This window comes from Devosia sp. 67-54, from assembly GCF_001899075.1.
Taxonomy (GTDB): domain Bacteria; phylum Pseudomonadota; class Alphaproteobacteria; order Rhizobiales; family Devosiaceae; genus Devosia_A.
Map to the genome: position 1 here is coordinate 1,163,505 of NZ_MKVA01000005.1, position 12,614 is coordinate 1,176,118.

Below are 12,614 nucleotides of genomic sequence, written 5' to 3' on the forward strand. Positions count from 1 at the left end.
CGCCCACGGCGCGGGCCGCCGCTTTCCCCGACCGGTGGACCGCGCCAGCGTCTTTTCCGGCGTCGCGTTCCGCTCGGCGCTGCTGTTCCTGCTGGTCTTTGCGGTGGTGCTGGGGATCGGCGGCTACGCCATCTTCAGGACCACGCAGGCGTCGATGACGGACCAATTGCGCTCCTCGATCACGCAGGATTTCGACCTGTTGCGCGACGCCAACGTCACCGGCGGCGAGACCGAGCTGATCAAATTCATCCGCGCCGCCGTCGCCACCCGCTCCGACAAGCAGTCGGCGTTCGGGCTGTTCAAGCTCAGCGGCCGGCGCATCGCCGGCAACATCGTGGCGGCGCCGAAATTCCACGGCTGGGGCACGCTGCCGGCGGAAGGCGCGCAGGCGGCGGTGGATGCGCCATTCCTCGGCTATGTCGAGATGCTCGACGACAACGTGGTGGTGGCGGCGCGCTCCGAGCGGTTCCTGCTCACCGAGGGCGGCGTCATCCTCAATGCGCTGATCCTGGTGGGCGTCGTCATCTGCGCCAGCGCGCTGGTGATCGGCTATGTGCTCAGCCACAGCGTTTCGGCCAAGCTCGAAGTGATCGACCGCACGCTCGACCAGGTGTCGCGCGGCAATTCCGAGATCCGCCTGCCGGTGGGGCGCAGCAACGACCAGATCGACCACGTGTCGCGGCAGATCAACGCGCATCTCGACCGGCTGAGCGAGTTCATGGCGGGCATGCGCAACACCATCGTCGCCATCGCCCACGACCTCAAATCGCCGCTCAACCGCGCCTATCTGCTGCTGCAGGAGGCGGCGACCGAGAGCGAGCCGGCGGCGGCATCGGCCAGGCTGGAGCGGGCACAGGCCGAGATGGAGACGCTGGGCGGCGTGCTCGACACCGTGCTGCGCATCTCGCGCATCGAGACCTCCGACGACAGCTCGAGCTTCACCGAGTTTTCGGCGGCCGAGCTGGTGCGCGACCTGGCGCAGACGTTCGAGCCGGTGCTGGACGGCAATGGCCAGACGCTGCGCTGGAACGAGGTTCCTCCGAGCGGCGCGCCGGTGTTCGGCGACCGCCGGATGGTGCAGCAGATGCTGGTCAACCTGATCGAGAATGCCGGGCGCTACGCCGGTCCCGAGGCGACGATCTCGCTTGCGGTGCGGACGGTCGACGGACAGGCGGTGATCGTGGTCGCCGACGACGGGCCGGGCATCCCGGCCGACAAGCGCGACGAGGTGTTCGAGCCCTTCCGCCGCCTCGATGCCGATCGCGGCTCGCCCGGCGCCGGCCTGGGGCTGGCGCTGGTCAAGGCGGTGGCGGCGCGCCACCACGCCACGATCGTGCTGGGCGACAACGGCCCGGGACTGATTGCCACCATCACCTTCCCGCCGAGCGCCGACTCGCCGCGGCCGGCGGAGCGTACGCTGCCGGCGCCTGTCGCGCCATCGCCACACGTCGTGCCGGCGGCAGCGCCGCAACCTTAATTCGAAGTATAGTTGGCGACAGAGGGAGGCAAGGCCGCTCCCTTAGTGCTCTCCCCCGTTGATGCCGGCGCACCTGCCCGGCCCCGCGCCGATGTTTCGGCCGGACGAATCCCCAGAGGAGATTGCCATGCGCAAACTTGCCCTTCCGATCCTGATCGTCGCCGCTCTCGGCGCCACTTCGGCGATGGCGGCCACCGCCACCACCACGCCGGCCAAGCCCGCCGTCGTCGCCCCGACCGTCACCAACGGCATGATCAAGGCGCTGAGCGCCAAGGCGTGCACCGTCACGCTCGACAACAAGACCACCTACTACTTCGCCGCCAAGTGCGACTTCTCCAAGCTCAAGGTGGGCGAAAAGGTGGCGATCACCTGGACCGCCAAGGGCAAGAAGGACATGGCGTCCAAGATCGAAGCGGTGTCCTGAACTCCCGCCTCCTCCGACTTCCCGACGGGAAACTGCGGGGGCCTTCGGGCCCCCGTCTTTTTTTGCGCACCTGTCTGACCGGTGCGGCGAGTGATGCAGAACTGCCGCGGGCGGCGGAGGATCGACCCGGAATGCCCGTGCCGCGATGCGATCTCTCTTGCCTTCGAGGGGAGCGCCGGCCGAACTAGTCGCGTTTCAGGTGCCACATATTCGCGCGAAACGGCGCGCAGCATTTGATCCGCAATTGCAGTGCGGCAGGCCAGTCGGCAAGAGGTGACGTCGTGACGCTTCGCGGTTCCCACATGCGGTTGGGCGGTTTGCTGCGCCCGGCGCTGGTCGTTCTCGCCGGCCTCGCGGCTCCGGCGCAGGCAGCTCCGGTGCCGCTGAGCACCCTGATCGGGCCGCCGGTGGTGGGCACCTGGCGCACGCCGAACGGCACCGAGGTCAGCGTCGCGCCGTGCGGCGACCAGCTCTGCGGCACGCTGAGCTATATCGTCATTCCGAAGAAGAACGCGGCGCAGTGCAACGCCACCGACCCGCAGACCTTCGCATCGCTGATGTTGGACTACAGCAACCCCGACAAGAGCCTGCAGACGCGGCCGCTGCTCGGCCTCACCATGCTGTCGATCAAGCCGACGGACGATCCCAACACCTACACGGGCAGCGCCTACAACCCCGAGGACGGCAGCACCAACGACGTGCAGCTGTTCGTCGTCAATGGCGGGTCGACGCTGCGGCTCGGCGGCGGCTGCTTCGCCGGCATGTGCGCGGTGACGCAGGACTGGCCGCGCGTCCCCGACCGCCCGGACGCGCCGACCTTCACCTGCAATGGCGGGCAGTAGCCGGCGCCGGCCGGGCCGCCTCAGCGCTGGCCGAACAGCACCTTCTGCGCCGCCTCGTCCTTGGCGAGATCGACCGGCGTTTCCGGCAGCGTGAAGGCGAGCGCCCTGGCGACGCCTGGCCGCGCCTTCATGCGCGCGCGCCACGCCAGCCAGTTGGGAAACTCCGCCTCGTCGATGGCGTAGGTGGCGTAGCCGTTGGACCAGTCGAGGATGGCGAAATCGGCGATCGAGACGTCGTCGCCGGCGACATAGAGACGGCCCGCCTGCGCCTGCTTGCCGAGCTGCGTGTCGAGCACGCGGTAGAGCCGGTGCGTCTCGTTGATATAGCGGTCGATGGCGTAGGGGATCTTTTCCTTGGCGTAGCGGGCGAAATGGTTGGCCTGCCCCAGCATCGGGCCGAAGCCGCCGACCTGCCAGAACAGCCACTCGTCGATCTCGACGCGCTCGCGCCAGCTCTTGCCGTAGAATTTGCCGAACTTCTCGGCGAGGTATCTGAGGATGGCGCCCGATTCGAAGATCGAGATCGGCTGGCCGTCCGGCCCCTCGGGATCGACGATGGCCGGGATCTTGTTGTTGGGCGAAATCGCCAGGAATTCCGGCTTGAACTGGTCGCCGCGGGAGATCGAAATCGGGTGCACGCTGTAGGGCACGCCCAGCTCTTCGAGCATGATGGTGATCTTCCGGCCGTTGGGCGTGGCGGCGTAGTACAGGTCGATGGGCTTGGTCTGCTGCATTTGCGGGGTCTTTGCGAGAAAGACGGCGTGCCACCTTGCGAAGTGACACGCCGTCGGAGGAGGTCGGTCGACACTCTATCGGCAACAGACGATAGAAGACAACCCGGGCCGGCCGATCACGTTTTCGCTATTCGCGCCGGAGCCGCATATGCGGTTCGCCGTCCGAGGTATGGGCGAGCGAGACGCCGTCGAGGCCGACGGTCGCCGTCACCCGCTGCCGCTCGATCGGCCAGGAGAATTTGCTGACGTTCACCGGCCTGTCGAACTTCACCGTCACCTCGTAGTGCTGCATGTCGGGCATGAGCTTCATGGCGATGACGAGGCCGCTGAACGGCCGGCCGAGATAGGTGCCTTTGGCGCGCTGGCCGACCTGCACCGGAATGGCGATGCGCTCAGGCAGCGTGGCGCTGGCCGTGTTCCAGTCGCGATAGCCGTGGCGGCGGGCGATCTCCTCCAGCGCCTGGCCGTGGTTGAGCGGCGCGCCGTCGCGGGCGCGCTCCTCGCGCAGGGCCTTGGCCTCGGATTTGAGGGTCTGGATGGAGGGCGTGTCGAGGGAATAGGGCATCGGTCGATCCTTCGGATCGAGGCATCAACTCATGGGAGCCCGCCTTGCCACGATCGCCTCGAAGAGGATGCAACCATGAAATCGACATCCCGCACCATGCGGGGCTGGCTTCACCATCGGGACAACCCCGGCGAGCGGCCGGCGCCAGCAGCCGCCGCGGATATGGGATGGCGCCGGGCGTTCGTCAAGCCGCCTGCGGCAGCAACGCGATCTCGAACGCCACGCGGTCGAACGGCACCGTCGGCACCAGCCGCCCCTTCGCGTCCTTTGCCAGACGCACGAGGCCGTAGCGCTCCAGCGTCCTGAGCGTACGCGAGAGATTGGACTTGGCGCGGCCCGACAGCGTCTCCAACTCCGCCAGAGAGCGCGGCTTCTGCGCCGCGATCAGTTCGAGCAGCAGCTTGTTTCGGTCGGACAGCACCTTGGCGACACTGTCGAGAGAGGTGAACCACACGGTCGGATCGTCTCGGCCGGGCCGCCGGCGGCCCGCGGCGATGTCCAGCGTCCGCCGCTTCATATCCTCGTAGCTCGCAATGCCGATCCGCAGCGTCTTCATTTCACACCCATCTGCTTCATCATCATGTCGACCTCGCGCCAGAAGTCGGCCAACAGTTCAGCGGCATCGACATAGCCGTAGGGCCGGATGGTGCGAAACCGATGCCGATGGTCGCGCGCCGGCGTCTTGCCGCCCCAGGCAGCGTGAGCGTTGTCGAACCCCACGAGCCGTTCATTCCCGGGTCCGTGCAGCGTCAGCGAATAGCGTAGGCCATGCGGCCGCTCATCACTCGGCTCGACCCGCTTTACCTCGAATTTGACCCATAACCGCGCCTTGTCGTCGACAAAGAAGACCTGCCCATCGAGAGCGAGCAGGGTGTCGAGCGTGGGATCGGCGCGACGGGCCATCTCAGAATGTTATCATGTCATGATAACGCAAGCAATCTGCGGGTGGTTGCGTCTGCCCGCGCGGCGCGCTAGCCCCGTGCGGTGATCGAACTCCTGCTTTTTGTCGCCGGGCTCATCGGCGGTGCGCTCAATTCGCTGGCCGGCGGCGGCAGCTTCGTGGTGTTTCCGGCGCTGCTGGCGGCGGGGGTGCCGCCGGTGATCGCCAACGCCTCCAACACCTATGCCGCCCTGCCCGGCTACGTCTCGGGAGCGCTGGGCTTCTGGTCCGACCTGGTCAAATATCGCGACCGCTTTGTGGTCTATGCGCTCATCGCCGCGATCTTCGGCTATGCCGGCGCCGAGCTGCTGCTGCACGTATCGGACGCGCAGTTCTCCTACGCCGTACCGTGGCTGATGCTGTTCGCGGTGGGGCTGTTCGCCTTCGGCGGCCGCATCAATGCGCTCGTTGCGGCGCATGCCGGCGCGGGACGCGGCGCCAGGGCGGCGGGCGCCGTGCTGCTGCTGGCGCTGCTCGCCGCCATCGCCGTCTATGGCGGGTTCTTCAACGCCGGGCTCGGCATCCTGCTGCTGGCGTTCCTGGTGCTCGCCGGCATCGACAACATCCACGCCGCCAACGGCCTCAAGCTCTTCATCTCGGTGCTGGTGGCGCTGGTGGCGGTGATCCGCTTCGCCGTCGCCGGCTCGATCGACTGGTACCATGGCAGCATCGCGCTGGTCGGCGTCACCATCGGCAGCTATGCCGCCGCCCGCCTCGCCTACCGCATCCCCACCCGGATCATCCGCGCGCTGGTGATCGTCTACGGCGTAGGACTGACGCTCTACTTCTTCTGGACCACCTACCTGGCCTGAAGCGGCCGGATCCACACCGCGGCATCGTGGAACGCGGCGCCGCCGAAGGGCGGCACCTGGTCGGAGCCGATCAGCATGTTGATCCCCTGCCCCGTGCCGTGCGCCTTGTTGGGGTGGACGCCCTCGGCCACCAACACCCCCTGCTGCATGCCATCGAAGATGCGGGCGGTGAGTTCCACCGTGCCGCGATGATTGCCGAGCGCCACCCGCGCGCCATCGGCGATGCCGTTCGCCGCTGCGTCGTCGGCACGGATGAACACCGTCGGCTCGGGCTGCCGCCTGCGGCTGCCGGGCGTCTCCGAGAAGGTCGAATTGAGGAAGCTGCGCGACGGGCTGGTCGCCAGCCGGAACGGCATTTCGGCGCTGGTCTTTTCGTTGATGTCCCACCAGTCGACCATGCCCGGCGCCGCGGCCGGATCGATGGTCCATTGATAGCCCTTGCGGTCGGCGGCGCCCTGCCAATTGGGGCGGAAGCGGAATTTCCGGTCGGCCCAGCCGAAGCCGCTGGCGAAGCGCGCCTCGTCGTCGGGGCGCTCGCGGTCGACGAAAAAGCCGGTCCGTTCCACGTCGTCCAGGCTCGGATAGCGCGAACGGCGGAAGGTCTCGGCCACCATCTCGCGATCGGTCAGATCGAGCGAGGCGTCCTCGACGCCCAGCCGGCGCAGCAGCTCGCCGACCACCACGAAGTTGGAACGGCATTCTCCCGGCGGCTCGACCAGCTTCGGCCCGACCAGCACGCGGGTGTGGCCGCCGCGGGTATAGTAGTCGTTGTGCTCGAGGAACATGGTCGCCGGCAGCACGATGTCGGCCATCTCGGCCGTCTCGGTCATGAACTGCTCGTGCACCACGGTGAACAGATCCTCGCGGGCGAAGCCGGCCCGCGTCAGGCCCTGTTCGGGCGACACGTTCATCGGATTGGTGTTCTGGATGAACAGCGCCTTGACCGGCCCGCCGCCCCTGAGCGCCTTCGCCTCGCCGGTCAGCACCTTGCCGATCTCGCACATGTCGAGCGAGCGGCCGGCCGGGCCCATCGCGGTGCCGGTGATCAGCGATTTGTCGAGCTTCCAGGTGCCGGAATTGGAGTGAAAGGCGCCGCCGCCGCGATGCCGCCAGGCGCCGGTGACCGCGGGAATGCAGAGCGCGGCGTGCATGTTGGCGCTGCCGTTGCGCTGCCGGGTGAAGCCGTAGCCGAGGCGGAAATAGGTGCGCGGCGTGCGCCCGACCAGATGCGCGAAGGCCTCGATCTCGGCCACGCTCAGGCCGGTGATCGCCGCGGCCCATGCCGGCGTGCGCGTCAGCAGGTGCGCCTCGACCTCGGCGTCGAAATCGGTGAACTGCGCCAGGTATTGCCGGTCGGCGAGATCGTCGCGCAGCAGCACATGCATCACCGCGCAGGCGAAGGCGCCGTCCGAGCCGGGACGGAGCAGGATCGGCATCTCCGCCTGCTCCATGGTGGCGTTGCGGTAGATGTCGACCACCACCAGCCTGGCGCCGCGCTCCTTGCGGGCGCGGATGGCGTGCGTCATCACGTTGACCTGGGTCGAGACGGCGTTGGTGCCCCAGATCACGACGCAGTCGGCCTCCGCCATCTGCTCGGGGTTGGGGCCGCCCAGCAGGCCCGCGCCGGCGATGAAGCCGGGCCACGCGGCGCCGGTGCAGATGGTGTCGTACTGGTCGGAATAGCCGCGGGCGTGGCGCAGCCGGGCGATGCCGTCGCGCTGCACGTGGCCCATGGTGCCGGCGTAGAAATACGGCCAGATCGCCTCGGGGCCGAACTCGCGCTCGATGTCGAGCCAGCGGCTGACGATCTCGTCGAACGCTGCGTCCCAGGAGATGCGCTGCCAGCGCCCCTCGCCCTTTCGGCCGGCGCGGCGCAGCGGGTGCGTCAGACGGTCGGGGTGGTGGATGCGCTCGGCGTAGCGGGCGACCTTCTCGCAGATGACGCCGGCGGTATACGGATCGTCCCTGGCGCCGCGCACGCGGCCGATGGTGTGCGCGTCGACGATCTCGACGTCGAGCGCGCAGGCCGACGGACAATCATGCGGGCAGACGGACCGGCCGATGCGGGCGGCGACGGGCGTGTTCATGCGCCACGCCTAGCGCCGCAGCGGGGCGGCGGCAACTAGTCTTCGGCGCGCAGCCGGGCCAGCTCGAACTGGAAGATGCGCAGCGACAAAAAAATCGCGAAGGCGAAGCAGACGATGCCGGTGACCTGGGTCAGCGGCAGATCGCCCAGCACGGGTACGTGCTTGCCGATCAGCAGCAGGACGACGAAGGCGAGGACGGAGGCGACTTCGCGGGCGCGAAAGAGCATGGTTTGCCTTTTCAACAAACCGCACTGGCCGACGCGTTGCCGATGCGAGGGTTGCATGGCGAAGGCCCAACTCCTCCGCTGCTGCATAGGCTTACGCGAAAATCGAAAAGGTTCCATGAATTTTCGTGACCGCCGCGAAAATGTCGCGGCGGCCGTGTCGCGGTCGCAACAAGCACGGGTTTCGCCCGGTCAGGCGAAGAGCTTCAGCCCGGCGATGCCGCAGACGATCAGGCCGATGCAGCCGATGCGGATGGCGGTGGCGGGCTCGTGGAACAGCAGCATGCCCAGGATTGCGGCGCCCACGGTGCCGATGCCGGTCCAGACGGCATAGGCGGTGCCGACCGGCAGGGTGCGCAGCGACAGCTCCAGCAGCACGACGCTCACGATCATGCCGACGATGGCGGCGGCCGACGGCCAGAGCCGGGTGAAGCCATCGGCGTATTTGAGGGCGATGGCCCAGACGATTTCGAACAGGCCGGCGACGGCGAGATAGACCCAAGCCATGGGATTTCTCCGTGTGGCGGGCCGTCCCGACCGAAATTGAGATGCAGCGCGGGGTCGTCCCCGCGCCCGTCATTTAGGGCATGTCCGCCCCGAGGTGAAGCCCTCAGCCGCGGCGCGACAGATGCCGGAAGCGGCCGTGCTCGATCTCGCGCTGCCGGAGCTCGAGGTCGACCCGCGAGGTCGCCTGGTTGAGATAGTCGAGCTCCACGTCTTCGCGGCTGCGCCCACGCAGGGCGGCTTTCAAATTGCCGATCAGTCCCATTTCGGTGCTCCTTTCACGCGCCGAAGATGGGCGCTTCCGGGAGCCCGGACAACCGCCGGCGGCGCATGGCAGCTTCGCGCCGGCGGCAGCCGCGACGTGATCTGCCGCAAGAGCGGGAGCTAGTGCGGCTTGATCCGCTGCACTTCGCGTTCCAGCGCCTCGCGGGAATTGCCGACGCGCTCGATCATGTCGCGCACCTCGTCGGGCGCAATGCCGTGGCGGCGGGCGAAGTCGCGCACCTCGTAATCCTCGCCGCCCGCAACGCGCGCGCGATCGGGGTCGCCGACCATGTCCTTGTGGTCCGTCATCGGAGCCTCCGTCCTGCGATGGCCGGAGAACGGGTCAGGAGTCCGAGGGTTCCGCGCCGGGCTCAGCCGGCGGACGGCCCCGCCTTCTTGCCGGGCATCTTGGCCGGCGCCTTCTTTGCCGGCGCCTTCTTGGCCTCGCCCTTCATCCCCGGGACTTTCGGCGGTGCCTTCTTGGCCGGCGCCAGCCTGGCGTCGCCGGCGCTGGCGCGCAACCGGGTGATCGAGGTGCCGTGATGGCCCCAATTGTCGGTCGGCACCTCGTCGATCACCACGAAGGTCGAGGCCGGGTTCTTGCCCAGTTCCTCGACCAGCACCTGGGTGATGCGCTCGATGACCCTGAGCTTTTGCCCGGCGGTCACCCCTTCGAGGATGCGCACATTGACGTAAGGCATGATCCCTCCCTCAAACGAAAGGGCCGGCATCGCTGCCGGCCCTGAACAGTCAGCCGACGATTTCGACGTCGGAGAAGAAGTACTTGATCTCCTGCGCGGCCGTCTCCGGCGCGTCGGAGCCGTGCACCGAATTCTCGCCCATGTTGAGGGCGAAGTCCTTGCGGATGGTGCCGGGGGCCGCCTTCTCGGGATTGGTCGCGCCCATCACTTCGCGGTATTTGGCGATGGCGTTGTCGCCTTCCAGCACCTGCACCACCACGGGGGCGGCGCTCATCTGCTCGACCAGCTCGCCGAAGAACGGCCGCTCCTTGTGCACGGCATAGAAGCCCTCGGCCTGGGCGCGGGTCATCTTGATGCGCCTGGAGGCGACGACACGCAGCCCCGCCGCCTCGATCTTGGCGATGATCTGGCCGGTCAGATTGCGGCGCGTCGCGTCGGGTTTGATGATCGAGAAAGTGCGCTCGAGAGCCATGAGACATCCCTGAATGTGGCTGAAAAGGTCGCGCCTTTTATCGTCGGGTGATGGCGGAGGCAAGGCCACGCGGCATTGGACTTCGCCGCTGCCCTCGCTATATGCAGCGCCACCATGCTGACCATCACCGACCTTACCTACCGCATCCAGGGGCGGCCTCTGTTCGAGGGCGCCTCGCTGGTGCTGCCCGACGGGGCCAAGGCCGGGTTCGTGGGCAAGAACGGCTCGGGCAAGACCACGCTGTTCCGGCTGATCCTGGGGCAAATCAGCGTCGATGCCGGCACCATCGAGGTCAACAAGCGGGCCCGCATCGGCGCGGTGGCGCAGGAGGCGCCGGCGACCGCGCTCAGCGTGCTCGACACGGTGATGGCGGCCGACAGCGAGCGCGCGCGGCTTCTGGCCGAAGCCGAGACCGCCACCGACGCGCACCGCATCGCCGAGATCCACACCCGGCTCGCCGATATCGACGCGCACACCGCCGAAGCGCGCGCCTCGACCATCCTCAAGGGCCTCGGCTTCGAGCAGGACCGCCAGCTGGGCCCGACCAGCGAGCTCAGCGGCGGCTGGCGCATGCGCGTGGCGCTGGCCGGCGTGCTGTTCAGCCAGCCCGACCTGCTGCTGCTCGACGAGCCGACCAACTATCTAGATCTCGAAGGCACGCTGTGGCTGGAGAAGTACCTCGCCACCTACCCCTATACCGTGTTCATGATCAGCCACGACCGCGACCTGCTCAACAAGGCGGTGAGCTCGATCGTGCATCTCGAACGCGGCAAGCTGACGCTCTACTCCGGCGGCTACGACACTTTCGAAGACACACGCCGCATGCAGATGGAGCTCAACAACAAGGCGCGCGAGAAGACGCTCGAGCAGATCGCGCACATGCAGGCCTATGTCGACCGCTTCCGCTACAAGGCGAGCAAGGCGCGGCAGGCGCAGGCGCGGCTGAAGATGATCGCGAAGCTGAAGCCGCCGGCGGCTTTGTTCGACGAATACGCCGCGCCCTTCACCTTCCAGAACCCCAAGAAGGCGCTGGCCTCGCCGATGCTGACCTTCGACGACGTGTCGGTGGGCTATGGCGAGCATGTGGTGCTGCGCCACATCACCAACCGCATCGACCCCGACGACCGCATCGCGCTGGTCGGCGTCAACGGCAACGGCAAGTCGACCTTCGCCAAGCTGCTGGCCGGCGATTTGAAGCCGATGGGCGGGCAGATGCGCAAGGGCAAGGGGCTGGAGATCGCCTATTTCGCCCAGCACCAGATGGACAAGCTGAAGCCCGAGCAGACGCCGCTCGAGCACGTCGCGAGCCTGATGCCCTATGACAGCGAAGCCAAGCGCCGCAGCCGTGTGGCGCAGATGGGCCTCACCACCTCGCGCATGGATACGCTGGTCAAGAATCTGTCCGGTGGCGAGCGGGCGCGGCTGCTGCTCGGCCTCATCACCTTCGCCGGGCCGGGCATGCTGATCCTCGACGAGCCGACCAACCATCTCGACATCGACAGCCGCGACGCGCTGGTCGAGGCGCTGAACGCATTCACCGGCGCGGTGCTGATCATCAGCCACGACCGGCACCTGATCGAGGCCACGGTGGACAAGCTGTGGATCGCGCAGAACGGCACGATCGAGGAGTTCGACGAAGACCTCGATAGCTACCAGCGCCTTTTGACCAGCGGCAAGGACCGGCCGGTCAAGACCGCGGCGCCGCAGATGGCGGTCGCCGTCGACCGCAAGGCGGCCCGGCAGGACGCGGCGGCGCGGCGCGCCGAAGTGGCGCCGCTACGCAAATCGATCAAGGAGGCCGAGCAGAAGCTGACGCGGCTGAAGACCGAGCTCGAAAAGGTGGATGCGATCCTCGCCAATCCGCGCACCTATGACGGCGCGCCCGAGCGCATCGCGCTGCTCGGCAAGGACAAGGCGCGCTTCACTGCCGACATCGCGGCGACCGAGGAGCGCTGGCTGACGCTGAGCACCGAGCTGGAAGAGGCGGAACGCGCATGACGGCCAGCGAGATCATCGCCCTGCTGTATCTGGAACGGCATCCGGAAGGCGGCTGGTACCGGCAGACCTTCCGCGACGACGTGCCCGGCGGCCGCGCCCATTCGACGCTGATCTATTACCTGCTCGAAGCCGGCGACCGCTCGGCCTGGCATCGCGTCGACAGCGCCGAGGTGTGGCACTGGTACGCTGGAGCGCCGCTCCAGCTGCGCGTGGACAAGACCACCCTCACCCTCGGCAACGACCTCGCCGCGGGCCAGCGGCCGCAGGGCGTCGTGCCGCGCGGCGCCTGGCAATCGGCGCAGTCGCTCGGCGACTGGACGCTGGTCGGCTGCACCGTGGCCCCGGGCTTCGAGTTCAAGCATTTCGAGCTCGCCCCGCCCGGCTGGGAGCCGTAGCCGGGACAGCCGTCAGGACGACTATTTGTCGACGTGCTTGGTGAACACGATCATGCCCATCGAGACGCGGCCTTTGCGCGTATGGTCACCGCCCTTGTCCGCCGCATCCGCATAAGCGGCGGCGGTGAAGGCGACGACAAGGGCGAGAGCGAGAGCAACGAGATGGCGGGTCATA

The 12,614-nt window shown here is 67.7% G+C and carries 18 protein-coding genes; 6 read left to right on the forward strand and 12 right to left on the reverse strand.

The window, feature by feature from the left end; all coding sequences use genetic code 11:
* Window positions 1-34 precede the first annotated feature (34 nt).
* The 3 genes from BGO82_RS11075 (at window position 35) to BGO82_RS11085 (ending at window position 2,743) form a co-directional block, all read left to right on the forward strand.
* On the forward strand, window positions 35-1,477 hold the full coding sequence (locus tag BGO82_RS11075; RefSeq protein WP_291305610.1) for a HAMP domain-containing sensor histidine kinase: 1,443 nt from the start codon (window positions 35-37) through the stop codon (window positions 1,475-1,477).
* 127 nt (window positions 1,478-1,604) lie between these two features.
* Entirely contained in the window at window positions 1,605-1,901 is a 297-nt protein-coding gene (locus tag BGO82_RS11080) for a DUF1344 domain-containing protein (RefSeq protein WP_291305611.1), read from the forward strand.
* A gap of 281 nt (window positions 1,902-2,182) precedes the next feature.
* On the forward strand, window positions 2,183-2,743 hold the full coding sequence (locus tag BGO82_RS11085) for a DUF2147 domain-containing protein (RefSeq protein WP_291305612.1): 561 nt from the start codon (window positions 2,183-2,185) through the stop codon (window positions 2,741-2,743).
* A gap of 20 nt (window positions 2,744-2,763) precedes the next feature.
* Here BGO82_RS11085 and BGO82_RS11090 read toward each other — a convergent pair whose 3' ends face one another.
* The 4 genes from BGO82_RS11090 to BGO82_RS11105 form a co-directional block, all read right to left on the reverse strand.
* Window positions 2,764-3,477: a glutathione S-transferase N-terminal domain-containing protein gene (locus tag BGO82_RS11090; RefSeq protein ID WP_291305613.1), complete on the reverse strand. Its 714-nt coding sequence runs from the start codon at window positions 3,475-3,477 to the stop codon at window positions 2,764-2,766.
* A gap of 127 nt (window positions 3,478-3,604) precedes the next feature.
* Window positions 3,605-4,042, reverse strand: a complete 438-nt coding sequence (locus BGO82_RS11095) for a glyoxalase superfamily protein (RefSeq protein ID WP_291305614.1) — start codon at window positions 4,040-4,042, stop codon at window positions 3,605-3,607.
* Window positions 4,043-4,226: 184 nt separating this feature from the next.
* On the reverse strand, window positions 4,227-4,598 hold the full coding sequence (locus BGO82_RS11100) for a helix-turn-helix domain-containing protein (protein ID WP_291305615.1): 372 nt from the start codon (window positions 4,596-4,598) through the stop codon (window positions 4,227-4,229).
* The gene (locus tag BGO82_RS11105) at window positions 4,595-4,945 is read right to left on the reverse strand and encodes a DUF6516 family protein (protein WP_291305616.1); all 351 of its coding nucleotides are present in this window, start codon (window positions 4,943-4,945) and stop codon (window positions 4,595-4,597) included. The genes BGO82_RS11100 and BGO82_RS11105 overlap by 4 nt, the downstream gene beginning before the upstream one ends.
* A gap of 81 nt (window positions 4,946-5,026) precedes the next feature.
* On the opposite strand from BGO82_RS11105, the gene BGO82_RS11110 reads away from it, so the two are divergent.
* Window positions 5,027-5,794, forward strand: a complete 768-nt coding sequence (locus BGO82_RS11110) for a sulfite exporter TauE/SafE family protein (RefSeq protein ID WP_291305617.1) — start codon at window positions 5,027-5,029, stop codon at window positions 5,792-5,794.
* Here BGO82_RS11110 and BGO82_RS11115 read toward each other — a convergent pair.
* The 7 genes from BGO82_RS11115 to ndk form a co-directional block, all read right to left on the reverse strand.
* A complete protein-coding gene (locus tag BGO82_RS11115) occupies window positions 5,782-7,881 on the reverse strand; it encodes a molybdopterin oxidoreductase family protein (protein WP_291305618.1) in 2,100 nt (699 codons plus the stop codon). The two genes, BGO82_RS11110 and BGO82_RS11115, sit on opposite strands and share 13 nt — an antisense overlap.
* 35 nt (window positions 7,882-7,916) lie before the next feature.
* A complete protein-coding gene (locus tag BGO82_RS11120; RefSeq protein ID WP_291305619.1) occupies window positions 7,917-8,108 on the reverse strand; it encodes a hypothetical protein in 192 nt (63 codons plus the stop codon).
* Between the two features lie 189 nt (window positions 8,109-8,297).
* Window positions 8,298-8,612 (reverse strand): quaternary ammonium compound efflux SMR transporter SugE, encoded by a 315-nt coding sequence (gene sugE / locus BGO82_RS11125; protein ID WP_291305620.1) that lies wholly within the window; start codon window positions 8,610-8,612, stop codon window positions 8,298-8,300.
* A gap of 103 nt (window positions 8,613-8,715) precedes the next feature.
* Window positions 8,716-8,874 carry a DUF3563 domain-containing protein gene (locus BGO82_RS11130; protein WP_291305621.1) on the reverse strand — a complete coding sequence of 53 codons (159 nt, stop codon included), beginning with the start codon at window positions 8,872-8,874 and terminating at the stop codon, window positions 8,716-8,718.
* Window positions 8,875-8,993: 119 nt separating this feature from the next.
* Complete coding sequence (locus tag BGO82_RS11135) at window positions 8,994-9,182, reverse strand: DUF3606 domain-containing protein (protein WP_291305622.1); 189 nt, start codon at window positions 9,180-9,182, stop codon at window positions 8,994-8,996.
* 62 nt (window positions 9,183-9,244) lie between these two features.
* Window positions 9,245-9,574, reverse strand: a complete 330-nt coding sequence (locus tag BGO82_RS11140) for a 4-oxalocrotonate tautomerase family protein (RefSeq protein WP_291305623.1) — start codon at window positions 9,572-9,574, stop codon at window positions 9,245-9,247.
* A 49-nt stretch (window positions 9,575-9,623) separates the two neighbouring features.
* Window positions 9,624-10,046, reverse strand: coding sequence for a nucleoside-diphosphate kinase (ndk, locus tag BGO82_RS11145; protein WP_291305624.1), 423 nt, complete (start codon window positions 10,044-10,046; stop codon window positions 9,624-9,626).
* Between the two features lie 114 nt (window positions 10,047-10,160).
* Between ndk and BGO82_RS11150 the strand changes: the two genes are divergently transcribed.
* Both BGO82_RS11150 and BGO82_RS11155 read left to right on the forward strand, forming a co-directional pair.
* On the forward strand, window positions 10,161-12,044 hold the full coding sequence (locus BGO82_RS11150) for an ABC-F family ATP-binding cassette domain-containing protein (RefSeq protein ID WP_291305625.1): 1,884 nt from the start codon (window positions 10,161-10,163) through the stop codon (window positions 12,042-12,044).
* Window positions 12,041-12,439, forward strand: coding sequence for a cupin domain-containing protein (locus BGO82_RS11155; protein ID WP_291305626.1), 399 nt, complete (start codon window positions 12,041-12,043; stop codon window positions 12,437-12,439). The genes BGO82_RS11150 and BGO82_RS11155 overlap by 4 nt, the downstream gene beginning before the upstream one ends.
* A gap of 21 nt (window positions 12,440-12,460) precedes the next feature.
* On the opposite strand, the gene BGO82_RS11160 is transcribed toward BGO82_RS11155, so the two are convergent.
* Complete coding sequence (locus tag BGO82_RS11160) at window positions 12,461-12,613, reverse strand: hypothetical protein (protein ID WP_291305627.1); 153 nt, start codon at window positions 12,611-12,613, stop codon at window positions 12,461-12,463.
* Window position 12,614: the final 1 nt, after the last annotated feature.

Bases quoted from the DNA above. Each gene is read 5' to 3' on its own strand.
- BGO82_RS11130 (WP_291305621.1), bottom strand. From the start codon at position 8,874: ATGGGACTGATCGGCAATTTGAAAGCCGCCCTGCGTGGGCGCAGCCGC.
- BGO82_RS11155 (WP_291305626.1), top strand. From the start codon at position 12,041: ATGACGGCCAGCGAGATCATCGCCCTGCTGTATCTGGAACGGCATCCG.
- BGO82_RS11090 (WP_291305613.1), bottom strand. From the start codon at position 3,477: ATGCAGCAGACCAAGCCCATCGACCTGTACTACGCCGCCACGCCCAAC.
- BGO82_RS11080 (WP_291305611.1), top strand. From the start codon at position 1,605: ATGCGCAAACTTGCCCTTCCGATCCTGATCGTCGCCGCTCTCGGCGCC.
- BGO82_RS11105 (WP_291305616.1), bottom strand. From the start codon at position 4,945: ATGGCCCGTCGCGCCGATCCCACGCTCGACACCCTGCTCGCTCTCGAT.
- BGO82_RS11135 (WP_291305622.1), bottom strand. From the start codon at position 9,182: ATGACGGACCACAAGGACATGGTCGGCGACCCCGATCGCGCGCGCGTT.
- ndk (WP_291305624.1), bottom strand. From the start codon at position 10,046: ATGGCTCTCGAGCGCACTTTCTCGATCATCAAACCCGACGCGACGCGC.
- BGO82_RS11150 (WP_291305625.1), top strand. From the start codon at position 10,161: ATGCTGACCATCACCGACCTTACCTACCGCATCCAGGGGCGGCCTCTG.
- BGO82_RS11140 (WP_291305623.1), bottom strand. From the start codon at position 9,574: ATGCCTTACGTCAATGTGCGCATCCTCGAAGGGGTGACCGCCGGGCAA.
- BGO82_RS11120 (WP_291305619.1), bottom strand. From the start codon at position 8,108: ATGCTCTTTCGCGCCCGCGAAGTCGCCTCCGTCCTCGCCTTCGTCGTC.
- BGO82_RS11160 (WP_291305627.1), bottom strand. From the start codon at position 12,613: ATGACCCGCCATCTCGTTGCTCTCGCTCTCGCCCTTGTCGTCGCCTTC.
- BGO82_RS11115 (WP_291305618.1), bottom strand. From the start codon at position 7,881: ATGAACACGCCCGTCGCCGCCCGCATCGGCCGGTCCGTCTGCCCGCAT.
- BGO82_RS11100 (WP_291305615.1), bottom strand. From the start codon at position 4,598: ATGAAGACGCTGCGGATCGGCATTGCGAGCTACGAGGATATGAAGCGG.
- sugE (WP_291305620.1), bottom strand. From the start codon at position 8,612: ATGGCTTGGGTCTATCTCGCCGTCGCCGGCCTGTTCGAAATCGTCTGG.
- BGO82_RS11095 (WP_291305614.1), bottom strand. From the start codon at position 4,042: ATGCCCTATTCCCTCGACACGCCCTCCATCCAGACCCTCAAATCCGAG.